Origin of the sequence: Rathayibacter sp. VKM Ac-2927 (assembly GCF_022815525.1) — a bacterium.
Classification (GTDB): domain Bacteria; phylum Actinomycetota; class Actinomycetes; order Actinomycetales; family Microbacteriaceae; genus Rathayibacter; species Rathayibacter festucae.
Window position 1 is genome coordinate 237,153 of sequence record NZ_JALGRT010000008.1, and the last position, 21,688, is coordinate 258,840.

Sequence of the window (21,688 nt, forward strand, 5' to 3'; positions counted from 1 at the left end):
CGCCGGCTACTGCCAGCTCGCCTCGCGCCAGTCGACGTGGCCGTCGGCGCGCGGGGTCCAGTCGAGTCCGGGGGCGACCCCGTAGGTGCCGACGGTGTAGTCGATGTTGGCGAGGTGGGTCCGCTCGGCGTTCAGCCCCCAGATCTCGGCGATGACGGCGTTGCGGGCGTCGACGTCGACCGTCGCGTTGGCCTCGACGATCAGCGCGTCGACGTCCGGGTCGGAGAAGATCGCGTAGCCGGTCGGGCCGTAGAGGTAGTTCAGCGTGGTGGAGGCGTCCATCATCGACGGCGAGAACTGGGTGATGTACATCCCCGGGTGCGACTTCGACGAGGTCAGCAGCACGTAGGAGGAGTACTCGACGCCCTCCAGCGTGACCGTGATCCCGACGTCGGCCAGCTGCGAGGCGATGGCCTGCGCGACCTCGGCCGAGTTGGGCACGTTGCCGCCGGTCGGGTACTGGAAGGTGATGGCGCTGCCGTCGTAGCCGGAGGAGGCGACGAGCTCCTCAGCCGCCTCCGGGTCGTAGGCGAGATCGGGCAGCTCGGCGTCGAAGCCGTTGACGTTCGGAGCGACCGAGGACGCGTTCGCGACCGTCGCGTAGCCGTCGTGGATCGTCTCGATGATCGTCTCGCGGTCGATCGCGAGGCTGATGGCGCTGCGCAGGTCGGCGTCGGCGAGCGGTCCGCCGGAGGTCTCGTTGAAGCCGAGGTAGACGAGCTGGTTCGACTGGCCCTCGGCGACGGTGTAGCCGGAGCCCTCGACCGAGGCGACCTGGGCGGGCGTGATCGCGGTGAGGTCGATGTCGCCGGAGAGCAGGCCGTTCAGCCGAGCGTCGGCGTCGGCGATGGGCTCGACGGTGACGTTCGCGATCGCCGGCTCGCCGCCCCAGTAATCCGGGTTCGCGGCGAGGACGGTCGAGACGCCCGGGGTCCAGCTCTCGAAGGTGTACGGGCCGGAGCCGATCGGCGCCTCGGCGAAGCCGGCCGAGCCGACCGAGGTGTAGTACTCCTCCGGCACGATCGAGATGTAGTAGACCCGGCGGGTGAAGGCGGCGTCGCCGGCGGTCAGCTCGAAGGTGAGGTGGGTGTCGTCGACGACCGTCATGCTCGCGATGTTGTTCGTGTAGATCTTGTTCAGCGAGTCCGGGGCGTCGATGACCGCTTGGAAGCTGAAGCGCACGTCCTCGGCGGTGACCGGGGTCCCGTCGCTGAAGGTCGCGTCGTCGCGGAGGGTGAAGGTCCAGGTCTTCGCGTCCTCGCTCGCGGTCCACTCCGTCGCGAGGCGCGGCTGGAGGGCGCCCTCGCCGTCCACGGTGGTGAGCTGGTCGTAGACGGCGTGGAAGATGTTCGTCGAGTAGAGGCCGTTGTCGATCACCGGGTCGGCGTTCGCGAGGTCGCTCGGCTGGGCGACGACGATCGAGTCCTTCGCCGCGCCGGCGTCGCTCGAGGAGGCGGGGCCGCTGCAGGCGGTGAGCAGCAGGGCGAGGGCGGCGGCGGGGGCCGCCGCGGCGGCGAGCCGGCGGCGGGTGCTGCGGGGCCCGGTGCTGCGGGGTCGGGTGCTGCGGAGCTGCGTGCTTCGGGGCATGGGGGAGTGCCTTTCGTCGGTGGGCTGCGGGTCTGCGGGAGCGCAGGCGTGCAGGTGCGGCGGTGCGGGCGGAGCTGGCTGGTGCGGCGGTGACTGGTGCGGCGGTGACGTGCAGGTGCGGTGGTGCCGGAGGGAGGGCTGTGCGGGCCGGCGGCTCAGGCTGCGGTGGGCAGCGCGCGCCGGCGGCGGGTGGGGTCGGGCACGGGGGCCGAGGCGAGCAGCGAGCGGGTGTAGGCGTGCTGCGGATCGTCGAAGACCGCGGCGGTCGGCCCGGTCTCGACGAGCAGGCCGCGGTGCATCACCGCGACGTCGTCCGCGAGCGCCCGGACGACCGACAGGTCGTGCGAGACGAAGAGGTAGGCCAGCCCGAGCTCGGACTGCAGCTCCGTCAGCAGCGCCATCACCTGCGCCTGGATCGAGACGTCCAGCGCCGAGGTCGGCTCGTCGAGCACGAGCACGTCGGGCTTGAGCGCCAGGGCGCGGGCGATGCCCACCCGCTGGCGCTGGCCGCCGGAGAAGTCGGCCGGCCGCCGCGACGCCGATTCGCGGGTCAGCCCCACCTGCTCGAGCACCTCGGCGACGCGGGCGGCCGAGTAGACCCGGTTGATCCGCAGCGGCTCGGCGACGATCTCGCGCACGGTCAGCCGCGGATCCAGCGACGAGTACGGGTCCTGGAAGACGGCCTGGATCGAGGCCCGCAGCGGTCGGCGGGCCCGGTCGCTCAGCTCGGAGACGACGGTGCCGCGGTAGGAGACCGAGCCGGAGGTCGGCTTCTGCATGCCCAGGATCGTGCGCACCAGGGTCGACTTGCCGCAGCCGGACTCGCCGACCAGCCCGAGCGTGCGGCCCGCCTCGAGGCGGAAGGAGACCCCGTCGACCGCGCGGAACGGCTCGGCGGAGCGGCCCCAGGCGCCGCGCTGCGGGAAGTGCACGCGGACGTCCGACACCTCGACGACCGGCTCGGCGTGCGGGTGCTCCACCGTGTGCACGACCGGCTCGACGGCACGCGCCTCCCGGCCGGTGACCGGCAGGATGCTGGCGAGCAGCCGCTTGGTGTAGTCGTCCTGCGGGTCGCGGAAGACGTCGAGGGTCGTGCCGCTCTCCACGATCCGGCCCTGGTGCATCACCAGCACCCGGTCGGCGTTCTCGGCGACCAGCCCGAGGTCGTGCGTGACCAGGACGAGCGAGGAGCTCAGCCGCTCGCGCACCTCCTGCAGCACGCTCATCACCTGCGCCTGCACGGTCACGTCGAGCGCCGTCGTCGGCTCGTCGGCGATCAGCATCCCCGGCTCGTGGGCGATCGCCATCGCGATCATCACCCGCTGGCGCTGGCCGCCGGAGAGCTCGTGCGGATAGGCGCGCAGCCTGCGCTCCGGGTCTGGGAGGTGCACCAGCTCGAGCAGGCGGAGCGCCTTGTCGCGCACCTGCGCCCGCGTCAGGCCCTTCTCGTGCAGCGTGATCATCTCGGCGATCTGCGTGCCGATCCGCATCACCGGGTTCAGCGAGGTCATCGGGTCCTGGAAGATCATCGACAGCGAGCGGCCGCGGATCGAGCGCAGCGCCGCCTGGTCGATCGTGCGCAGGTCGACGCCGCCGAGCAGGATCTCGCCGCTCGCGACCCGGACGCCGCGGGGCAGCAGGCCCATGGTCGAGAGCATCGTCATCGACTTGCCCGAGCCGGACTCGCCGACGATCGCGACGACCTCGCCGGGCAGCACGTCGAAGCCGATGCCGTCGACCAGGCGGACGGGCGCCTCCCTCGGTCCGGCCTCGATCACGAGGTCGCGGACGCTGAGGACGGGAGCACCGGGGAGGGGGCTGGTCATGGTCTACTCCGCCTTCTGCGACTGGACGCCGGTGAGGCGCTGGCTCATGAACTGGAGCCCGGCCACGAGCATGAAGAGCATCAGGCCGGGGAGGATCGTGATCATCGGGCTGTCGCGGAGGTAGGTCTGGCCCTCCTCGATCATCCCGCCCCAGCTCGGGGTGGGCGCCTGGATGCCCAGGCCCAGGAACGACAGCGCCGCCTCCAGCAGCACGATCACGCCGAGGTCGAACGGCACCAGCACCGCGAGGGCCGGGATCACGTTCGGCACGAGGTGCTTGCGCAGGATCCAGCCGTGCGTGGCCCCGTGGGTCTTCGGAGCCCAGATGAACTCGCGCTCGCGCAGCGACCAGGCCGTGGCGCGGGCGACGCGGGCGTAGCCGACCCAGTTGGCGACGCCGATCACCACGATGAGCGTCAGCACGCTCGGCCCGATCGCGGAGACGATCGCGATCAGCAGCAGCATGATCGGGATCGCGAGCTGAATGTCGGAGAGCGCCGAGATGACGTTGTCGAGCCGCCCGCCGAAGTAGCCCGCGATCAGCCCGAGCGTCACGCCGATCAGCAGGTTGAGGGCCACGGCCGGCACCGCGATCGAGAGCGAGACGCGGCCGGCGACGGCCAGGCGGGAGAGCATGTCGCGGCCCAGCGCATCGGTGCCCAGGAGGTGCGCCGGGTCGGCCAGCGGCAGCAGGAAGCGGGCGCGCAGATCCTGGGTGTCCGGGTCGAAGATCGGCAGCAGCGGCACGAGGACGATCGTCAGCACCACGATCACGACCAGACCGGTCGCGACGAAGAACGACGCGCTGAGCGGTGCCCGCCCGCCGGAACCGGGCTGCGGCCGCCGGAACAGCCCGCGCACCCGCTGGATCGCGAGGATCTGGGTCGGCGTGACGGTGGTGGCGGGAGTGGTGCGGGGCCGGGTGTCGGTGGCGGGGCTCACTGGAGTCTCACTCTCGGGTCGAGGGCGGCGTAGACGAGGTCGACGAGGACGTTGACGACGACGAAGAAGAGCGCGATGACGAGGATCGCCGACTGCACCACGGTGTAGTCGCGGGTGGAGATCGACTGCATCAGCAGCTGCCCGACCCCCGGCCAGTTGAAGACGAGCTCGACGACGACGGTGCCGCCCAGCAGCGCGCCGAGGTTGAGCCCGGCGACCGTGATCACGGGCAGCAGCGCGTTGGGCAGCATGTGCCGGAGGATCACGACGCTGCGGCGCTGGCCCTTGGCGTAGGCGGTGCGGACGTAGTCCATCCGGTACTGCTCGGCGAAGCCGGTGTCGAGCAGGCGGATGTAGAGCGCCAGCTCGAGGGTCGCGATCGTCACCGCGGGCAGGACGATCGACAGCGACGAGTTGTTGCCGAGCGCCGGCAGTAGCCCGAGGCTGACCGCGAAGACCATCACCAGCAGGATGCCGAACCAGAACGACGGGATCGCCTGGCGGGCGCTGGCGAACCAGAGCACCGCGTTCCGCAGCCGCGACGAGTCGGACAGCTGCAGGACCAGCACCACGGCGAAGGCCAGGACGAGGCCCAGCACGAAGCTGGTCAGCGCGAGCTGGAGCGTCGCGGGGAGGCGCTGCAGCACCAGCTCGAGCGAGGGCGTGCCCTGACGCAGAGAGTCGCCGAAGTCGCCGGTGAGGGCGCCGGCGAGGAAGCCGGTGTACTGGAAGAGCAGCGGCTGGTCGAAGCCGAGCGAGGCCGAGAGTCGCGCGACGTCCGCCTGGGACGCCTCCGGGCCGAGCAGCAGCGCGGCCGGGTTCCCGGAGAGGCGGACGAGGAAGAAGGCGACCGTCACGACTCCGAAGACCGTGACGAGGCCCTGCACGAGGCGGCGCGAGACGAAGCGGAGCATGCGGTCTCCTTTCCGGGAGGGGTGATCACGGGGTCGACCTCAGTACAGCGGGCCGGTATTTCGGCACGGCGTCGTCACCGTCAACACTGCATTGCGCGTCGGTCCCGGGCGGAGGAAACGGGAGCTGACCGGCTCTTCTCCGGACCAGGGCCGTCAATTCGCCGGTGCAGGCGCGGCGGTGAAGCGCATCGCCGCCACCTCCGGGTCCTCGGCCCAGAGCGCCACGCGGTCGCCGCGGTAGTGGCCGTAGGCGAGGAACTGCGGGACCCCGGCGGCGTCGCGCACGAGGGTCTCGCGGGTGAGGATCGCCGCGCCCTCCTTCAGGCCCAGGATGCGGGCGGTGCGCTCGTCGGCGTTGACCGCCTCCACGGTGGCCTCGACCTGGTTGCCGGGGGAGGAGCGGACCGTGTCGATGAACACGCGGACGGCCTCGTCCAGCGCCTCCCGGTCCGAGCGCGGTCCCGTCGCGTCGGCGATCGGGTGGTAGCCGACGATGATGCCCGCCGGCACGCCCTCGATCGAGACCAGCTGCTCGGCCATCACCACCCGGTCGCCGTCGAGCTCGAGGCGCTCGCGGATGTGCCGGTGCGCGATCACCTCGCTGACGTCGGTCACCTCGCAGACCATCTCGAGGCCGCCCGGGTGCTGCACCGAGTCAGCGCCCATCGCCCAGCCGCCGGTGGGCAGCAGCGAGAGCAGCGGCAGCTCCCAGATGCTGCCGACGACGTTTGTGCCGATGCGCTGGCGGCGGCGGATCAGCCCCTCGGAGCCGAGCTGCTGCAGGGCGCTGCGGATGGAGTTGCGGCTCATCATCATCGACATCACGAGGTCGTGCTCCTCGACGAGGTCCTTCTCGGTGATCAGGCCGCGGCGGATGCTCGCGCGCAGCAGCGCGTGCGCCCGGCGCGGGCTGCTCTGCAGGAGCTCGCGGATGCGGCGCTGGCTGCCCTCGCGGGCGCGTCCCAGGGCCTCTGCGAGCTCGAAGTCGTCGTCCACCGCGTGCCTCCTCAGGGGGCCGGAGTGCCCCGAATTCCCAACGTAGGTCGGCTTTTGCACGGGCCGTCACGCGGGGGTTAAACCTGGGTTACAAGCGCGGGACCGAGGAGGCAGCGGCCAGGAGGTCCTGCGTGGTCGGGTACGCCCAGCGGAGGTAGGCCACCGGGATCCGGCTGCGCTCGGCGACCAGCTCGTGGGTGGCCTCCCGCTCGGCGCCGCTCTCGAGCAGCTCGCCGACCGAGCGCGCCAGGGCGGCGAGCCGGAGCGACTCGCGCTCCGCCTGCCGGCGCTCGAGATCGCGGGAGTCGAGGACCCGACGCGCGCGCACCGGGAGCCTGCGGCCGCGGTGCGGGGGTGCCGACTCGCGCTCCCGCGCCCAGGTCCGGGTCGCGGCGACGTCGCGCCGCAGCTGCTCGACCAGCGCCTCGGCCCCGCGGTAGCGGCGCTGCGGCCGGAGCTTGGCGTGCAGCTCCACCCGGATCGCGTGCCCGTAGAGATCGCCGGCGTAGTCGAGCAGGTGCGCCTCGAGCAGGCGCTCGCCGTCGCGGCCGTAGAAGCTCGTGCGACGGCCGACCGAGACGGCGGCGAGGTGCGTCGAGCCGTCCGTCTCGTCGATCACCGTGCCGGCGTAGACGCCGTCCGGGAGTCCGCCGACGTCGAGCGGGAGATTCGCCGTGGGGAAGCCGAGGAGCCGCCCGCGCTGGTCGCCGGGGACGACGACGCCGGTGAGGACGATCGGGGAGTCGGGGTGCTCTGCGCTCATGCCGCCAGTCAAGCGCCCGCCCGTTTCACCGCGATGACCCCCGCGTTCCCGTCCGATTGCGCTGGCCGCAGCCCCGCCGTCCCGCGCGCGTGCGCCCATTGCGCGGTGCCCGACCGCGGCTTGCCTCGTCACTCCGCGCCTGGAGAACGGCGAGTGCCACGGATGCGGTCGATGCCCGTCCGCGGCGGGAGGATCGGCGGCGTCCACCGCCGTCGTCCACCAGCTCCGAGGAGTCCCCATGCCCACTCGACCGGATCGACACGCTCGATCAGATCGTCCCCGCCGCCCGAGGATCATCGGCGCTGCCGCCTCCGCCGTCTTGCTGGCCGCGCTGCTCGGCTCCGAGGCGACCGCCGCGCACGCGAGCGAGGCGGCGCCCGCCGCCTCCGCCACCCGCGAGGCGACCGCCGCGCTCGCCGAGGAGAACCCGAAGATCTCCGGCACGATCACCGGCGAGTTCGAGACGGGCACCGGGAGGCCCGTCGGGCTCGGCTCGACGGTGCGCTGGACCGCGCGCCTCACCAACAGCGGCGACGTGCCGCTGCGCGGGGTGCATCTCGGTGACCTCCTCGGAGGGGCGGATCTGCCCGTCGGCGGGACGGTGACCCTGACGACGCAGACCACCGTCGGCGAGGACGACCTGCAGACCGGGGCCGTCATCGTCCTCATCGAGGCGTCGGGGACCACCCGGCAGGGCGTCACCGTCTCGAAGTCCCTGAACGGCGGACTCACCCTCCCGGGCGAGCATCCGCACCTGTCCGGCGAGCTCACCGGCGTCTTCGAGCAGGTGCCGGTGGTGCCCGGCACTGTCGTGACCTGGACGGTGCCCGTCACCAACACCGGCGACGTGCCCCTGCGCTTCGTCCACCTGGGCGATCTGCTGGGCGGCGCCGACCTCGCCGTCGGCGAGACGGCGGTGATGAGCGTGCAGAGCACCGTCACCCAGGAGGACCTGAACCGGGGCTCCGCCGGCCTCGCGACCGAGGTCTCCGGTCTCAGCCCGAAGGACTTCCGCGTGGTCCACCGCCTCTCGGGCACCCTCCCGATCCCGAAGACGCCGGTGGTGCCGGCCGTCCCGCTGACGCCGGCCACCACCGTCCGTCCGGCCGTCCCGCTCGAGCCGTCCACGCCCGTGCAGCCGGCCGTCCCGGTGCAGCCGTCCTCGACGGTCGTCCCCGCGAAGGCCGTGAGCCGCACGGCAGCGCTCGCGGACACGGGCTCGGCGGCCACCGCCGTGCTCCCGCTCTCCGCCCTCCTGCTCCTCGCCGGCGCGGCACTCCTCCTCGCCACCCGCCGCCGCACCGCGTAGTCCGTCCTCCACGAGATGCCACTTGTGCTCGCGACACGCTGACGAAAGCGTGCACAAGTGGCATCTCGCGGGGGAGGAGGACGTCAGTCGAGGTCGAGGCTCCCGAAGTAGGCGGCGAGGAGGACGCCCATGGCGCCCGCGCCGATGATCACGGCGCGCTTCGACCTGCGGCGCGGCAGGGCGGCCAGCCCGGCGACGAGATTCGCCGCGCTCCAGCCCGCGTTCACGAGCGGCGACGACAGCCCGCGCCCCGGCGGCGTGGCGAACGGCGAGGGGAACCGCCGCCCCTGCAGCGCCGCGACACCGTGCGGCACCGCATTGATGAGCAGCACCCCGGCGAGGGCGCTTCTGGCGATCCGGCCTGCGCGATCAGTGCTGGTCACGACGACTCCTCCTTCAGACGGTCCCCGAAGCCTCCCCCGTCCCCCTCCGCGAGATGCCACTTGTGCACGCGACACGCCGAGGAAAGCGTGCACAAGTGGCATCTCGCGGGACAGCGTCAGGCCGGCGCGTGCACCAGGGCGGAGATGCGGCGCTTGCAGGCGTTGAAGGCCGGGGACGTCACGTCGCGCTCGCCGGGCAGGTCGACCGTCACGATCTCGCTGATGTGCCCGGGCACGCCGTGCGAGGCGCCGCCGGTCATCACTACGACGCGGTCGGCGAGGTAGACCGCCTCCTCGATCGAGTGCGTCACGAACAGCACGGTCGTGCCCGTCTCGCGGTGGATCCGCTTGAGCTCCACCTGCAGATCGGAGCGGGTGAGCGCGTCGAGCGCGCCGAACGGCTCGTCCATCAGCAGCACCGACGGCTCATTCGCCAGCACCCGCGCGATCGCGACCCGCTGCTGCATGCCGCCGGACAGCTCGCCCGGGAAGCGGTCGGCGAAGCGGGTCAGCCCGACCGCCTCGATGAAGCGGTCGGTCACCTCCGCGGCCGCGGCCTTCGCCAGCTTCTTCCGCCGCGGACCGTACGCGACGTTCTCGCGCACGCTCAGCCACGGGAACAGCCCGTAGTCCTGGAAGACCACGCCGCGGTCCGGGCCCGGCGCCGAGACGGCCCGGCCGCCGACCTCGACGACGCCCTCGGTCGCATCCTCGAACCCGGCGAGGATGCGCAGCAGCGTCGACTTGCCGCAGCCGCTCGCGCCGACCACGGCGACGAACTCGCCCGAGCGGATGTCGAGCGAGACGTCGGCCATGGCGAGCACGCCGCCGCCGGCGGTGTCGTAGCGCTTCGCCAGATCGAGCACGTGGACGTCCGCGGTGCGGGCGGGAGCAGAGGCGGGGGCGGAGAGCGTCATCGGGTCCTCACTTGACGAGCGGCCGGCGGCCGAAGAGCACGCGGAACAGGAGCAGGAGCAGCCGGTCGGAGGCGAATCCCGCGATCGCGATGCAGATCATCCCGACCACGATCAGGTCGGTGCGCACCACGTCGCGCGCGAGGAAGATCGTCGAGCCGAGACCCGTGCTCACGCCCGTCGTCTCGCTGAGCACCAGCACGACCCAGGCGAGGCCGAGGCCGATGCGCATGCCGTTCACGATGGCGGCGGCGGAGGCCGGCAGCACCACCCGGACGAGCACGCCCGCTCGCGAGGTGCCCAGCATCCGCGCCGCCTCGATCAGCCGCGGCGGCACCTGGCGCGCCCCGCTGATCGTGCCGAGCACGATCGGGAAGAACGCCGACAGCGTGATCAGGAAGATCGACGCCTGGTCGCCGTAGCCGATCAGCAGCGCGACCAGCGGCACCCAGGCCGTCGCCGGCACCGGCCGGAACAGGTTGATGAACGGATCGAACAGCGAGTTCACCGCGTAGTAGCGGCCCATCAGCACCCCGAGCGGCACCGCGAGCACCGTCGCGAGCGCGAAGCCGCCGAAGACGCGGCCGGCGCTCGCCGCCAGGTCGGTCCAGAGCAGCCCGCTGAAGGCGTCGTCCCGCAAGCCCGCGACGGCGTAGTCGATCAGCGAGACCAGCACGTCGCCCGGGTAGGGCAGGAACGCCATCCGGATGCCGAACAGCAGCTCCCACTCGCCCGCCCGCCCGAACTGCCAGAGCAGCAGGAAGAGGATCGGGACGGGCAGGCCCAGCAGGAAGGTCGTCCAGCCGCTGCGCCCGGGGCGGCGCCGGCGCCGGACGGTCGACAGCCGCTCGGTGGCGGTCGCCGCCTCGGCGGGGCGCATCGTGGTGGTCATCGGCCGACCGCTCAGGCCGCCGGCGCGAACGAGGTGTCGACGACGTCCTCGATCGCGGGCGCCTCGTCGATGAAGCCGAGCTCCTGCATCTGCGTCGCGAGCGCGCCGAGCTGGCCCTGGTACTCCTCGCTGAGGTCGGAGCGGAGCCAGAAGTTCTCCAGCGCCGACTCGAGCACCTCCTGGTCGCCGCCGAACTCGGCGATCATGTCCGGCAGCCACTCGTCCACGCTGTCGGCCATGTAGGCGGTCGTCGCGGCGTGGGTGTCGACGACCTTCTGCACGACCTCCGGCTGCTCCTCGATCATCGCGCCGGTGGTGACCAGGCCGATGTTCACCCGGCCGATCGGCGTCGCGTACGGGTCGGCGATCTCGGTGCCGCCGGCCGCCTCCGCGATCGAGACGCCGATCTCCACGCCGAAGAACGCGTCGATCGAGCCGCTGGTGAACGCGGACGCCATCTCGGGCACCGGGATCGTGATCAGCTCGAGGTCCTCGTCGGTGAGCTCCGCCTGGTCGAGGTAGTAGCGCAGCGCGACCTCCTGGGCGCTGCCCTGGATGTAGCCGACCTTCTTGCCCGCGAGGTCCTCGACGGAGGAGATGCCCTCACCGCCGAGGAAGCCCGAGCCGCCGTCCGCGGCGGACGCGACGATCTTCAGGTCCCGGTCCTGCGCGATCGAGGCGATCGTCGGGGTGACGCCCGAGATCGCGAAGTCGATCGTCCCGGCGACCAGCGCGTCGCTGAGCGCGGGCGTGGTGTCGAGGGTGATCACCTCGAACTCGACGCCCTCCTCGGCGAACTGCTCGTAGAGGAACGGCTGGTAGAAGTGCGGCTGGCCGCGGAGGGTGCCGACGGTGACGGTGACCGTGTCGCCGCCGTCTCCGGAGGCGGCGTCGCTCGCTCCGGAGCAGGCGACGAGCGAGAGAGTGGCGGCGAGCGCCGCGCCGAGGGCGAGGGCGCGGCGGGCGGTGCGGGTGGACGGCCGGGACAGGGGCATGCGGGCTCCATCGGTGAGGGTGTCCTCCCACTCAACCCCGCTCAGATGCTGTGCGGTTTCTGAGGCGTTTCCGATGTGTTAAGTCCCCTGATCCCGTCCGCGAGATGCCACTTGAGTACGCGACACGCCGACGAAAGCGTGCACAAGTGGCATCTCGCGGGAGGCGCCCGCCCCTACGCCGCGAGGAAGCGGTCGGCTGTGCGGAGCGCGAGCGCGACCGTCAGCAGCGCCGGGTTCGCGATCACCGCGCTCGGGAAGACCGAGTTGTCGCAGACGAACAGGTTCGGCACGTCGAAGCTGCGCCCGTCGCCGTCGACGACCGCGTCGCCCGGGTCGGTGCCCATCCGGCAGGTGCCGAGCGTGTGCGCCGTGCGGGCGATCACCCGGGTGCTGCGCGCGCCCGCCGCCTCGACGATCGCGGTCATCGTCCGGATCGCGTGCTGGTCGATCGCCTCTTCGTTCGAGCCCGGCGAGAAGGTGATGCGCGCCTTCGGCACCCCGTGCTCGTCGAGCTCGTCGGTCAGCACGAGCCGGTTGTCGTCCGAGGGCAGGCACTCCGCGTTGATGCCGACGCCCGCCATGAAGCGGTAGTCGTCGAGGGCCTGCATCAGCGACGGCCCCCACAGCCCGGCGCCGCGGACGAACGAGGTCGCCTGGGTGAGCGGCATCGTGCCGAGGCTCTGGATCAGGTACCCGCCGGCGAAGTCCGCGTCGGCCGGGCGCACGGTGTCCTCGGTGATGACGGAGGAGGGGTAGCCGCGGTAGCCGCGCATCTCCTCGTCGAAGGTGCCCCAGACCTGGGTGGCGCCGTGCGCGAGGAAGTTGCGGCCGACCAGCCCGCTGCTGTTCGCGACGCCGGTGTGCAGGAGCAGCCGCGGCGTCTCCACGCCGCCGGCGCAGAGGAACAGGGCGGAGCAGCGCTGCCGGCGCTCGACCCCGTCCGCGGTGTAGAGGACGGCGCTGACCTTCCCGGCCGCGTCGAGCTCGATACCGTGCACGAAGGACTCCGCACGGATCTCGGCACCGTCGCGTACCGCGAGCGGCAGGTAGGAGGTGTCCATGCTCCCCTTGGCGCCGGTGCGGCAGCCCTGGTGGCACTGGCCGCAGTTGCGGCAGGAGGCGCGCTCGCCGTGCGCCTCCTGGTCGCGGCCCGTGCTGAGGACGGCGGCCGGTGCGTCGGTGGCGCGGATCCCGAGGGCCGCGCAGCCGCGCAGCATCATCTCGGCGGAGGCGTTGCGGTCCACCGGCGCCTGCAGGTAGCGGCGCGAGGGGTCCCACGGGTAGTCCGCCGGCCCGGAGACGCCGATGGTCGCCTCTGCGCGCTCCAGGTAGGGCACGAGCTCGGCGTGCGTCACGGGCCAGTCGCGGCCGAGGCCCGACTCGGTCCGCAGCAGCAGGTCGCGCGGGTCGGGGCGCGGGGTGAAGGCGCCCCAGTGCAGGGTCGAGCCGCCCACGCCGCGACCGCTGTTGTTGGGGCCGAAGGCGGTGGGCGTGCTGCCGCCGCTGAGGCGCTCCTCCATCCAGTTGATCTCGGTCGCCTCGGTCTCGTCCGCGGTGAAGGTCAGCGGATCGAAGAACGGTCCGGCCTCCAGCGCGACGACCCGGAGACCGCGCGCGGCGAGGGTCGCCAGGATCGGGGCGCCTCCGGCGCCGGTGCCGATCACGACGGCGTCGACGACCTCGTCGGGGGAGTAGCGGCGCATGCCGGTGGTGTTCATCGGGAGTTCCTCGTGCTGTTCTGCGGGGTGCCGGGTTCGCCGGTGCTGCGCTTGCCGGAGCTGCGCTCGCCGGTACTGAGCTCTCGTGTCCCGGGCTCCCAGGTGTCGTGCGCGTCGGCGCCGAGGGCGGTGAAGCCCAGGAGGGGGAGGGCGTCGCCGCCGGTCGCGTAGCCGTCGAAGCCGATGCGGGCGAGGCTCGCGGGGTGCGCGAGCCACTGCCGGACCAGGTCGTTGCGGCAGTCCTCGAACCAGGCCTTCGCCTGCTCCGCGCTGAACGCGCCGAGCGGCTCCGTGCCGAGCGCCTCGAGCCGCGCGTCCTGCTCCTCGGGGGAGAGGCCGTCGACTCCGCCGAGCGCGTCGAGGCCGAGGCGGTAGGCCTCGGGGTCGCTCGGCAGGTCGGCGTTGCGCCAGCCGTCGCCGCGGCCGGCCGCGAGCTGGGCGTCGACGCGGGCGGCGAGGTCGATCCGGCCGTCGTCCCCCTGCGGTACGACGCGGTCCGCGACCGCGCGCAGCGTCGCCAGCTGGGCGGGCGTGAGCGCCGCGGGCGCGTACGCCGGATCGTCGGCGAGCAGCCGCTCGGCGAAGAGGGCGCGGATGCGGGAGGTGGTGCGGGCGGAGCGGATCGTGTCCGCGGCGTCGGCGGGCACGGCCGGGCCGGTGCCGGCCTCGTCGTGCCAGAAGGTGCGGATCGCCGCGGCGACCTCGACCGGCCGCTCGATCGGCAGCAGGTGTCCGGCGCCGGGCAGCTCGAGGAGGCGGGCGCGCGGGTAGCTGCGGGCGTTGGTCGCGCGCTGGCCGTCGGCGCCGAGGTCGCCGTCCTCGCCGCCCGCGATCAGCAGCGCGGGCAAGGCGGAGAGCAGATCGGCGACGTCCGTGCGGTCCTCGCGGCTGCCGGTCTCCAGCCAGTCGCGCCAGGCGGCGGGGGAGGAGCGGAGCAGATCGGCGAGCGCCTGCCGGTCCTCGGCGGCGGGGAGGTCACCGCCGATGTTCTGCTCGAGGAAGGTGCGCGCGTGCTCCGCGTCGAGGGGGCCGTCGGCGACCCAGCCGAGCATCTCGCTCCGCTTCTCCTCGGGCATCGGCTCGGGCGAGAGCGGCGAGCCGGCCAGCAGCACGACGCCCGCGAGCCCGAAGAGTCCGGAGCGGCCCGACAGCGTGCGCGCGGCCACCAGCGAGGCGACCTTGCCGCCCATGCTGTGCCCGACGAGCAGCCAGCGCGAGGCGCCGAGCTCGCGGATCGTGCGGATCACGGCGGTCGTCATCGCCTCGAGCGAGACGTCCTCGGCGTCGCGCGCGTCGCCGTAGCCGGGCAGATCGATCGCCACCACCTCCGCCGCGTCGGCGAGCTCGCGGGCGAGCGGATCGAAGAGGCGGCCGCTGAGGCCGAGCCCGTGCAGGGCGAAGATCGTCGGCCGGCTCGTGGTCGTGGGCATGCAGGTCCTGTCGCATCGAGGAGGCGCCCGAGCGGCGGCGTCCGTCCTCCATGCGACCACAGCGCGGGAACCCGCGTTGCCACTTGCGGGCGACCCGCGTTCGTGCCACGCGGCTTCCGTCCGCGCGGCGGCACCTGCTGATCGAGTGGCCGGTTCACCGGGCGGCCCATGCTGATCGAGTAGCCCGCGCAGCGGGCGGTTCATGCTGATCGAGTAGCCCGCGGAGCGGGCGTATCGAGATCGACCAGCGTCAGAAGGCGAGTCTGCAGACCCGCCCTGCTGAGGACGTCGGGTCTCGATACGCCCCTCCGGGGCTACTCGACCAGCATGGCGGAGTACCTTCGCGTCCTCGCGCTCACGCGCTCTCGCCGAGCGGGAACACCAGCAGCGTCGACGTGGCCGTCGCGACCAGGCGCCCCTGCGCGTCCGTCACCCTCGCCTCCGCGAACGCCACGCGGCGGCCCGGCTTGACGACCGTGCCGACGGCGAGCAGCTCGCCGCTGTCCTGGTGCAGTCCGCGGAGGTAGCTGACGGTGAGGTCGAGCGAGGTGTAGCCGACGCCGATCGGCAGCGTCGACTGCACCGCGCAGCCCGCCGCCGAGTCGAGCACCGTGCAGACGAAGCCGCCGTGCACCCGCCCGATCGGGTTGTAGTGCGATTCGTCCGGCGAGCAGCGGAACTCCACCCGGCCCTCGTCGACCGCGCCGAGCTCCATGTTCATCAGCGTGATGATCGGCGGCGGCGGGATCGTCCCGTCCTGCATCGCCCGCAGGTAGTCCAGCCCGCTCATCCGCATCGCCGCGGCCGCCCCCGCCATCGGATCGTGCCAGGTCACCGTCTTGCTGCGCAGCTCGTCCATGCCCACTCCCTCGTGAAGACTCCGGCGGCGACCACCGGCCGCGCTCGCACCCTACGCGCGTCGGTCCTCGGCGCGTCGGCGCAGCGTCTCGAGGAGGGCGGCCGGGGTCTCCGGATCGCTCAGGCTGATCGCGAACTCGCTGCCGTGGGTGGTCGTCACGACGAGCCCCGGGCCGGCGCGGAGGATGAGGGCCGAGCGGCCCGGGGACATCCGGTAGCCCCAGCCGCCCCACTCCGACGGGCGAAGCGCCGCGGTGGTCACCGAGGCCATCGACGCCAGCGGGATCCGCCGCAGCGGGATGCCGAGCGCCCGGGACACCACGCGCAGCCCCCGACGGTCGGCCGTGACGCGCAGGCGGGTGAAGCCGAGCATCACGACCGCGCTCGCTCCGAGCACGATCGCCATCGCGATCGCCGGTCCCGTGTCGCCCGTGGCGAGCAGCCCCGGGACGGCGGCCGCCGCGATGAGCAGCAGCACCGTTCCCGTGACGGCGAACACCCGGCCGGTGACGGTGTGCGACCAGGCGCCGGTCTCCTCGGCGCCGAGCGGCAGTCGGTCGACGGCGACCCGCGGCGTGTGCCGGGTGGGCGGCGCGATCAGCGCCGGCACCACCGCGAACACCCCGCCGCCGAGCAGAGCGAGAAGCCAGGCGCCGAGCACGGCCTCCTCCGCCGACCCTGCGGCGAGCGTCGTGCCGACCGAGGTCGCCCAGGCGCCGGCACCGAGACCGGCGACGAGGCCGAGTCCGCCGAGCAGGAGGCGCGGGGCGCGGCCGAACGCCGCGGCGACGAGTCCGGCGACGGCGGGGACGCCCGCCAGCAGCAGTGCCAGCCGGAGGAGGGCCGCGACGGGCTGCGACTCGTCGGCGGCGCCGGTGCTCGACCAGTGCGAGGCGAGCACCGGCGGGAGCCGCTCGCCGAGGACGGCCCGCGAGACGAGGATCGCCGCGGCGGGGAGCAGGAGCGACGCGGCGGCGACGAGCGTGCGCGGGCTGCGGTCGGTGGTGGTGCCGGTGGTGGTCACGGTGCGGTCCTCTCGAGAAGGCGGATGACGTCGGCGCGGCTGATGCCGCTGCGGCGGGCCTCGGCGGCGAGCTGCTCGACGAGGGCGGTGACGCGCACGAGGCCGGGGCCGGCCGACTCCGCGATCCAGGCACCGCGGCCCCGTCGCATCTGCAGGATCCCGTCGTCGCGGAGCGCGGCGTAGGCGCGCAGCACGGTGTGCATGTTGATGCCGAGGGAGTCGGCCAGCTCGCGCGCCGGGGGCAGGCGATCGCCCGCCGAGAGCTCGCCCGCCGCGACGGCGGCACGGACCTGCGCCTCGAGCTGGTCGGCCAGCGAGCGAGGCGAGGAGTGATCGACGCGCAAGAGCATGTTCGCTATGTTAGTAGAACAATGGCGGCTGGACCAGCGCGCTAGCGTGGGGGAGTCCGGCCCGGGAGAGGGGAACCCGATGACAGCTCCGACCACCGTCCCTGCGTCCGCCGCCTCGCGCGCGGCCACGCTGCGGCTCGCCGGCCTCTTCGTGGCGGCGGCGGGCCTGCTGGACGTCGTGTTCCTGTTCGCCCCGACCGGCTCCGGCTCCCTGCTCGCGGCGCGCGCCGTCGTCCTCCTCGGGGCGGCCCTGCTCGCGGCCGCCGCCTCGGTCCTCGCGCGCGGCGCCGACTCGAAGGGCGGGCTCGTCGGCCCGACCGGAGCGACGGCGCTGATCGTCTTCGCGGTCCTGATCGTGCTGCGGCCGATCGTGTCCTGGTCCTCGCCGAGCACGACGGGCTCGACATCCACGCCCGAGATGATCGCCGCTTCGACGCTCGTGCTCACCCTGGCTGTGCTCACCGCGGCCGCCGGAGTGGTGGGGCTCGTCGCGCTCGGGCGCTCGCGCACCGTCCCGCGGCGGGTGGTGGGGATCGCCGCGGTCGCCGTGGCCGTGAACGCCGCCGGAGGATTCGCGACGACCGTCCCGCTGCTGGTCACGGCGACGCCCTCGCAGGGGCTGCTGATCGGGATCTCGATCGTGGCCTCGATCGCCGGGTCGCTCGCGATCCTCGCCACCGGAGCCGTCTGGCTGCTCGCCGCCCGCTCGATGGTCCACGCGGGCTGACCGGCGCGCCTCCGCTCAGGACGACCCCGCTCAGGACGACAGCGCGAGCGACACCGCCAGCACGACCATCACGACCGCGACCGCGCCGTCGAGCACCCGCCAGGCCGTCCGGCTGCGGAACAGCGGGCGCAGCGCCCGCGCCCCGAAGCCCAGCGCCGTGAACCACAGCACGCTGCCCAGCGCCGCCCCCGCGCCGAACCACCAGCGCTCGTCGCCGTGCGTGTTCGCGACGGAGCCGAGCAGCACCACCGTGTCGAGGTACACGTGCGGGTTGAGCAGCGTCAGGGCGAGGCAGGTGCCGATCGCCGTCCGCAGCGACGTGGAGGCGCCGGCCGGGTCGCCCTCCAGTGTCCCGGGGCGCAGTGCGCGCCGCGCGGCGAGCACCGCGTAGGCGAGGAGGAAGGCGATCCCGCCCCAGCGGATCACCACCAGCAGCCACGGCGCCGACTCGAGCACCGCGCCGATCCCGGCGATGCCGAGGATGATCAGCGCCGCATCCGCCAGGGCGCAGATCGCGACGACGGCGAGCACGTGCTCGCGGCGGAGGCCCTGCCGCAGGACGAACGCGTTCTGGGCGCCGATGGCGATGATGAGCGAGAGGCCGAAGCCGAGGCCGGACACGGCGGCGAGGAGGGGGGACACGACTCCGACGCTAGGGGCGACCGCGCCTGTAGACCAGCTCACGCTCCTTCAGTACCGTAAGCGCGACTGATGGGACCTCCGATGCTGACCGACGACCTCGACCTCGCCCGCCTCCGCGCCCTCGCCGCCGCGGTGCGCTTCGGCTCCTTCGACGCCGCCGCGCGCGAGCTGCACGTCACGCCCTCCGCGCTCAGCCAGCGCATCAAAGCGCTCGAGTCGGCGGCCGGGCGGGTGCTGCTGGTCCGCTCGCGTCCCGTCGTCGCCACCGAGGCGGGTGCCGGCCTGCTCCGGCTGGCCCGCCAGATCGAGCTGCTCACCGAGGACGCCGTCCGCGCGCTCGACGGCGGTGCGCGCGAGGGCCGTGGACCGGTGACCGTGCCGATGGCCGTCAATGCGGACTCGCTCGCGACCTGGGTCCTGCCCGCGCTCGCGACCGTCCCCGAGGTCGTCGTCGAGCTGCACCGCGAGGACCAGGAGCACACCACCGCGTTCCTGCGCGACGGCACCGTCCTCGCCGCGGTGACGGCCGAGGCGGAGGCGGTGCTCGGCTGCACCGTCGCCCCGCTCGGCGTGATGCGCTACCGGGCGATGGCCGCCCCCGCCTTCGCCGCGCGCTGGTTCCCGGAGGGGCCGGACGCGGCAGCGCTCGCCGTCGCCCCCGTCGTCGTCTTCGACGAGAAGGACCGCCTGCAGGCCCGGTTCCTCGCTGCAGCCGGGGTGGAGGCGCGCCCGCCGCAGCACCGCGTGCCCGGCTCGGCCGACTTCGAGCAGGCCGTGCGCCTGGGCCTCGGCTGGGGCATGCTCCCCGAGCTGCAGGCCCCCGTCGGCGCGCCGGGCCTCGTCCCCCTCGGCGGCGCCCCCGTCGACGTCCCCCTCTACTGGCAGCAGTGGTCCCTGCACACCCCGAGTCTCGACGCCGTAGCGGCGGCGATCACCACCGCCGCCCGCATGACCCTGCGCGTCTGATCCCCGCCGCGAGATGCCACTTGTGCACCCGACACGCCGAGGAAGGCGTGCACAAGTGGCACCTCGCGGAGCCGACGGGCACAGGGGTCAGGCGGCGAAGACGTCGCGGAGGGTGACCGTCTCGAGGGAGCGGGCGCGGAGGAGGTCGACCAGCTGGGCGTAGACCGTCGTGACCGGGTCGAAGTTCGCGTGCCCGATCACGATGCGCTGCGGCCGGAACCACTCGTCCGCGAAGCCGAGCAGCTGCTCCGGCGTGATCCGCCCCGAGTCCGAGAGTGAGCCGTACCAGAGCGTCGTCGCCGTGTAGCCGACGGCCGCCGCGGCCGCCCGGCTGCGCGCGTCGGTGTAGCCGAACGGCGGGCGGTAGAACGGTGCCGCCTCCACCCCGTAGGTGGCGCGGATGAAGTCGCCGTTGCGGCCGAGCTCCTCCTGGATCCCGTCGTCCGAGAGCGAGGTCAGGTCGGCGTGGGACCAGGTGTGGTTCGCGAGCTGCACCTGCCCGCTCGCGACGAGCGGCGCGAGTGCCGGCGCGTTCACGGTCCACGAGTCGTACTTCCCGTTGAGGAAGAAGGTGAGCCGGGTGCCGGTGTCCTTCGCGAACTGCGCGTAGGCGGCGACGACGTCGGTGTCGGCTCCGTCGTCGACCGTCCACGCCATCAGGTTCCCGTCGCCGGGCAGCTCGGTGATCGTGCCCTCCGGGAGCGGGAAGCGGGCGCGGATCGGCACGGGCGCCGCCGTCGCCGTCGGCACGGGGCGCGGCGGGGGAGCGGGGGTGGGAGTGGGAGTCGTGGTCGCGGCCACCGGCGTCGCGGTCGGCGTGAGCCGCCCGGCGCTCGTGCATCCGCTCAGCCCCACGGCGGCGGAGGCGATCCCCAGCAGCAGCGCACGGCGCCGCAGTGCATCCGGCCTCGAGCCGTTCATGATTCCCCCCGCGGCGACCCGGACCCCCCGGTGCACCGGAGCGACCGTAGCATCGGCGAGTCTTGCAGGGCGCGCGCGTGTCGCCTAAGCTACTCGGGTTGCGTGCATCTGCACGCTCTTGCGCGCTGCCCTCCGGGCGGGACCCCGGTCCCCCTCGACAGGCGGGCGGTGCGCCGACAAGTGACCTTGGGTGGGTCGGGCGAGGCCTCGTGCCGCGCGTGGCCCACGGTACCCACACATGGAGGAAACCATGGCAGCAGTCTGCCAGGTGACCGGAGCCGTTCCCGGCTTCGGACACGCCATCTCGCACTCGCACCGGCGCACCAAGCGCCGCTTCGACCCGAACGTGCAGAAGAAGACGTACTACGTCCCGTCCCTGCGCCGTAACGTCACGCTGACGCTGTCGGCCAAGGGCATCAAGGTCATCGACGCCCGTGGCATCGAGTCCGTCGTGAAGGATGTTCTCGCTCGTGGGGTGAAGATCTAATGGCCAAGCAGCAGGACGTCCGTCCGATCATCAAGCTCCGCTCGACGGCCGGAACCGGTTACACCTACGTGACCAAGAAGAACCGCCGCAACGACCCCGACCGTCTCGTGCTCAAGAAGTACGACCCCGTAGTGCGCAAGCACGTCGACTTCCGCGAGGAGCGCTAAGTATGGCCAAGAAGAGCAAGATCGCCCGCAATGAGCAGCGCAAGGTGGTCGTCGACCGCTACGCCGCCAAGCGCCTCGAGCTGAAGAAGGCCCTCGTCGACCCCGCCGGGACCGACGAGTCCCGCGAGGCCGCCCGCACGGGCCTCCAGAAGCTCCCCCGCAACGCCTCGCCCGTCCGCGTCCGCTCGCGCGACGCCGTCGACGGCCGCCCCCGCGGCAACCTCTCGAAGTTCGGCATCTCGCGTGTCCGCTTCCGTGACATGGCCCACCGCGGCGAGCTGCCCGGCATCACCAAGTCGAGCTGGTAAGCGGCGCGCGCATTTCTGCGTGAACACCGAAAGGCCCCACGATCTCGAGATCGCGGGGCCTTTCGGCGTTCCCTGGTCGGGGCGTCGCTGCCGCCCCCCCCGCGCAGTCGACTTCTCGAAGTGGCGGGGTTCCGCAGAGCGTCCTGCGTCCGCTGCGGAGAATCGCTCGGCACGCGATTCTCCGATTCGCTCGCGCGTTCCGCTGGCGCCGCTTGTTCCGGACGGTGATCCGTCGCGAACGGCTCCTTCTTCCGCTCTCAGGCAGCTGTTCGTGACGGATGGCGACGCTTCGCACACGCCGGCGGGCCCCCTGCCTGCTGACCGAGGAGGCCGCGGAGCGGGCGCATCGAGATCCACCGTGACCGGGCACGGGGTTTGCAGACCTCTCGGTGACGGTGGGTCTCGATACGCCCCTGGCGGGGCTACTCGACCAGCATGGGCGGAGCCGCACTGCGAACGGGATCCGTTGCATGCTGATCGAGTAGCCCGCGCAGCGGGCGTATCGGTGATTGCCTTGGTGTGTCGCGGGGTTCTGACTCGTCTGCGTATCTGACGCCTGGCAGGGCTGT

Annotated in this window: 23 protein-coding genes; 6 read left to right on the forward strand and 17 right to left on the reverse strand. The window is 73.0% G+C overall.

Annotated features, from left to right (window positions below):
• Positions 1 to 6: 6 nt before the first annotated feature.
• The 6 genes from MT353_RS20260 to MT353_RS20285 form a co-directional block, all read right to left on the reverse strand.
• Positions 7 to 1,587 (reverse strand): ABC transporter substrate-binding protein, encoded by a 1,581-nt coding sequence (locus MT353_RS20260; protein ID WP_243625742.1) that lies wholly within the window; start codon positions 1,585 to 1,587, stop codon positions 7 to 9.
• Between the two features lie 155 nt (positions 1,588 to 1,742).
• Entirely contained in the window at positions 1,743 to 3,413 is a 1,671-nt protein-coding gene (locus MT353_RS20265) for an ABC transporter ATP-binding protein (protein WP_243625743.1), read from the reverse strand.
• A 3-nt stretch (positions 3,414 to 3,416) separates the two neighbouring features.
• Complete coding sequence (locus tag MT353_RS20270) at positions 3,417 to 4,355, reverse strand: ABC transporter permease (protein ID WP_243625744.1); 939 nt, start codon at positions 4,353 to 4,355, stop codon at positions 3,417 to 3,419.
• The gene (locus MT353_RS20275) at positions 4,352 to 5,269 is read right to left on the reverse strand and encodes an ABC transporter permease (protein ID WP_243625745.1); all 918 of its coding nucleotides are present in this window, start codon (positions 5,267 to 5,269) and stop codon (positions 4,352 to 4,354) included. Before MT353_RS20275 ends, MT353_RS20270 begins: the two co-directional genes overlap by 4 nt.
• Positions 5,270 to 5,422: 153 nt before the next feature.
• Entirely contained in the window at positions 5,423 to 6,265 is an 843-nt protein-coding gene (locus MT353_RS20280) for a GntR family transcriptional regulator (RefSeq protein ID WP_123701565.1), read from the reverse strand.
• A gap of 88 nt (positions 6,266 to 6,353) precedes the next feature.
• On the reverse strand, positions 6,354 to 7,028 hold the full coding sequence (locus MT353_RS20285; protein ID WP_243625746.1) for a riboflavin kinase: 675 nt from the start codon (positions 7,026 to 7,028) through the stop codon (positions 6,354 to 6,356).
• Between the two features lie 238 nt (positions 7,029 to 7,266).
• On the opposite strand from MT353_RS20285, the gene MT353_RS20290 reads away from it, so the two are divergent.
• The gene (locus MT353_RS20290) at positions 7,267 to 8,337 is read left to right on the forward strand and encodes an LPXTG cell wall anchor domain-containing protein (protein WP_243625747.1); all 1,071 of its coding nucleotides are present in this window, start codon (positions 7,267 to 7,269) and stop codon (positions 8,335 to 8,337) included.
• Positions 8,338 to 8,420: 83 nt separating this feature from the next.
• Here MT353_RS20290 and MT353_RS20295 read toward each other — a convergent pair whose 3' ends face one another.
• The 9 genes from MT353_RS20295 to MT353_RS20335 form a co-directional block, all read right to left on the reverse strand.
• Positions 8,421 to 8,720, reverse strand: a complete 300-nt coding sequence (locus MT353_RS20295; RefSeq protein ID WP_243625748.1) for a hypothetical protein — start codon at positions 8,718 to 8,720, stop codon at positions 8,421 to 8,423.
• A 116-nt stretch (positions 8,721 to 8,836) separates the two neighbouring features.
• The gene (locus MT353_RS20300) at positions 8,837 to 9,637 is read right to left on the reverse strand and encodes an ABC transporter ATP-binding protein (RefSeq protein WP_243625749.1); all 801 of its coding nucleotides are present in this window, start codon (positions 9,635 to 9,637) and stop codon (positions 8,837 to 8,839) included.
• Between the two features lie 7 nt (positions 9,638 to 9,644).
• Positions 9,645 to 10,526 carry an ABC transporter permease gene (locus tag MT353_RS20305; RefSeq protein WP_243625750.1) on the reverse strand — a complete coding sequence of 294 codons (882 nt, stop codon included), beginning with the start codon at positions 10,524 to 10,526 and terminating at the stop codon, positions 9,645 to 9,647.
• An 11-nt stretch (positions 10,527 to 10,537) separates the two neighbouring features.
• Complete coding sequence (locus tag MT353_RS20310) at positions 10,538 to 11,521, reverse strand: ABC transporter substrate-binding protein (RefSeq protein ID WP_243625751.1); 984 nt, start codon at positions 11,519 to 11,521, stop codon at positions 10,538 to 10,540.
• Between the two features lie 173 nt (positions 11,522 to 11,694).
• Positions 11,695 to 13,239: a GMC family oxidoreductase gene (locus MT353_RS20315; protein WP_243625752.1), complete on the reverse strand. Its 1,545-nt coding sequence runs from the start codon at positions 13,237 to 13,239 to the stop codon at positions 11,695 to 11,697.
• Positions 13,236 to 14,669, reverse strand: a complete 1,434-nt coding sequence (locus MT353_RS20320) for an alpha/beta hydrolase (protein ID WP_243625753.1) — start codon at positions 14,667 to 14,669, stop codon at positions 13,236 to 13,238. The genes MT353_RS20315 and MT353_RS20320 overlap by 4 nt, the downstream gene beginning before the upstream one ends.
• 355 nt (positions 14,670 to 15,024) lie before the next feature.
• Positions 15,025 to 15,528: a PaaI family thioesterase gene (locus MT353_RS20325; RefSeq protein WP_243625754.1), complete on the reverse strand. Its 504-nt coding sequence runs from the start codon at positions 15,526 to 15,528 to the stop codon at positions 15,025 to 15,027.
• 51 nt (positions 15,529 to 15,579) lie between these two features.
• Entirely contained in the window at positions 15,580 to 16,551 is a 972-nt protein-coding gene (locus MT353_RS20330) for a hypothetical protein (protein WP_243625755.1), read from the reverse strand.
• Positions 16,548 to 16,901 (reverse strand): GntR family transcriptional regulator, encoded by a 354-nt coding sequence (locus MT353_RS20335; protein ID WP_123444769.1) that lies wholly within the window; start codon positions 16,899 to 16,901, stop codon positions 16,548 to 16,550. Before MT353_RS20335 ends, MT353_RS20330 begins: the two co-directional genes overlap by 4 nt.
• Before the next feature lie 79 nt (positions 16,902 to 16,980).
• On the opposite strand from MT353_RS20335, the gene MT353_RS20340 reads away from it, so the two are divergent.
• Entirely contained in the window at positions 16,981 to 17,628 is a 648-nt protein-coding gene (locus MT353_RS20340; RefSeq protein ID WP_243625756.1) for a hypothetical protein, read from the forward strand.
• Between the two features lie 30 nt (positions 17,629 to 17,658).
• Here the strand turns inward: MT353_RS20340 and MT353_RS20345 are convergent, their stop codons facing one another.
• Positions 17,659 to 18,270, reverse strand: coding sequence for a LysE/ArgO family amino acid transporter (locus MT353_RS20345; protein WP_208323005.1), 612 nt, complete (start codon positions 18,268 to 18,270; stop codon positions 17,659 to 17,661).
• A 69-nt stretch (positions 18,271 to 18,339) separates the two neighbouring features.
• Between MT353_RS20345 and MT353_RS20350 the strand changes: the two genes are divergently transcribed.
• Positions 18,340 to 19,236, forward strand: a complete 897-nt coding sequence (locus MT353_RS20350; protein ID WP_243625757.1) for an ArgP/LysG family DNA-binding transcriptional regulator — start codon at positions 18,340 to 18,342, stop codon at positions 19,234 to 19,236.
• A gap of 87 nt (positions 19,237 to 19,323) precedes the next feature.
• Here the strand turns inward: MT353_RS20350 and MT353_RS20355 are convergent, their stop codons facing one another.
• The gene (locus tag MT353_RS20355; RefSeq protein WP_243625758.1) at positions 19,324 to 20,157 is read right to left on the reverse strand and encodes a polysaccharide deacetylase family protein; all 834 of its coding nucleotides are present in this window, start codon (positions 20,155 to 20,157) and stop codon (positions 19,324 to 19,326) included.
• 250 nt (positions 20,158 to 20,407) lie between these two features.
• Here MT353_RS20355 and rpmB point away from each other — a divergent pair, with 250 nt between their 5' ends.
• From rpmB to rpsN, 3 genes are read left to right on the forward strand one after another with little or no spacing between them, the layout of a single operon-like run.
• A complete protein-coding gene (rpmB, locus tag MT353_RS20360) occupies positions 20,408 to 20,644 on the forward strand; it encodes a 50S ribosomal protein L28 (protein WP_056038148.1) in 237 nt (78 codons plus the stop codon).
• Complete coding sequence (rpmG, locus tag MT353_RS20365) at positions 20,644 to 20,811, forward strand: 50S ribosomal protein L33 (RefSeq protein ID WP_027692168.1); 168 nt, start codon at positions 20,644 to 20,646, stop codon at positions 20,809 to 20,811. The genes rpmB and rpmG overlap by 1 nt, the downstream gene beginning before the upstream one ends.
• Before the next feature lie 2 nt (positions 20,812 to 20,813).
• On the forward strand, positions 20,814 to 21,119 hold the full coding sequence (gene rpsN / locus MT353_RS20370; RefSeq protein WP_123444774.1) for a 30S ribosomal protein S14: 306 nt from the start codon (positions 20,814 to 20,816) through the stop codon (positions 21,117 to 21,119).
• Positions 21,120 to 21,688 lie beyond the last annotated feature (569 nt).

Excerpts from the sequence above, each read along its gene's own strand:
- MT353_RS20260 (WP_243625742.1), bottom strand. The coding sequence starts at position 1,587 with ATGCCCCGAAGCACGCAGCTCCGCAGCACCCGACCCCGCAGCACCGGG.
- MT353_RS20265 (WP_243625743.1), bottom strand. The coding sequence starts at position 3,413 with ATGACCAGCCCCCTCCCCGGTGCTCCCGTCCTCAGCGTCCGCGACCTC.
- MT353_RS20275 (WP_243625745.1), bottom strand. The coding sequence starts at position 5,269 with ATGCTCCGCTTCGTCTCGCGCCGCCTCGTGCAGGGCCTCGTCACGGTC.
- MT353_RS20285 (WP_243625746.1), bottom strand. The coding sequence starts at position 7,028 with ATGAGCGCAGAGCACCCCGACTCCCCGATCGTCCTCACCGGCGTCGTC.
- MT353_RS20290 (WP_243625747.1), top strand. The coding sequence starts at position 7,267 with ATGCCCACTCGACCGGATCGACACGCTCGATCAGATCGTCCCCGCCGC.
- MT353_RS20300 (WP_243625749.1), bottom strand. The coding sequence starts at position 9,637 with ATGACGCTCTCCGCCCCCGCCTCTGCTCCCGCCCGCACCGCGGACGTC.
- MT353_RS20305 (WP_243625750.1), bottom strand. The coding sequence starts at position 10,526 with ATGACCACCACGATGCGCCCCGCCGAGGCGGCGACCGCCACCGAGCGG.
- MT353_RS20310 (WP_243625751.1), bottom strand. The coding sequence starts at position 11,521 with ATGCCCCTGTCCCGGCCGTCCACCCGCACCGCCCGCCGCGCCCTCGCC.
- MT353_RS20315 (WP_243625752.1), bottom strand. The coding sequence starts at position 13,239 with ATGAACACCACCGGCATGCGCCGCTACTCCCCCGACGAGGTCGTCGAC.
- MT353_RS20320 (WP_243625753.1), bottom strand. The coding sequence starts at position 14,669 with ATGCCCACGACCACGAGCCGGCCGACGATCTTCGCCCTGCACGGGCTC.
- MT353_RS20325 (WP_243625754.1), bottom strand. The coding sequence starts at position 15,528 with ATGGACGAGCTGCGCAGCAAGACGGTGACCTGGCACGATCCGATGGCG.
- MT353_RS20335 (WP_123444769.1), bottom strand. The coding sequence starts at position 16,901 with ATGCTCTTGCGCGTCGATCACTCCTCGCCTCGCTCGCTGGCCGACCAG.
- MT353_RS20340 (WP_243625756.1), top strand. The coding sequence starts at position 16,981 with ATGACAGCTCCGACCACCGTCCCTGCGTCCGCCGCCTCGCGCGCGGCC.
- MT353_RS20350 (WP_243625757.1), top strand. The coding sequence starts at position 18,340 with ATGGGACCTCCGATGCTGACCGACGACCTCGACCTCGCCCGCCTCCGC.
- MT353_RS20355 (WP_243625758.1), bottom strand. The coding sequence starts at position 20,157 with ATGAACGGCTCGAGGCCGGATGCACTGCGGCGCCGTGCGCTGCTGCTG.
- rpmB (WP_056038148.1), top strand. The coding sequence starts at position 20,408 with ATGGCAGCAGTCTGCCAGGTGACCGGAGCCGTTCCCGGCTTCGGACAC.
- rpmG (WP_027692168.1), top strand. The coding sequence starts at position 20,644 with ATGGCCAAGCAGCAGGACGTCCGTCCGATCATCAAGCTCCGCTCGACG.
- rpsN (WP_123444774.1), top strand. The coding sequence starts at position 20,814 with ATGGCCAAGAAGAGCAAGATCGCCCGCAATGAGCAGCGCAAGGTGGTC.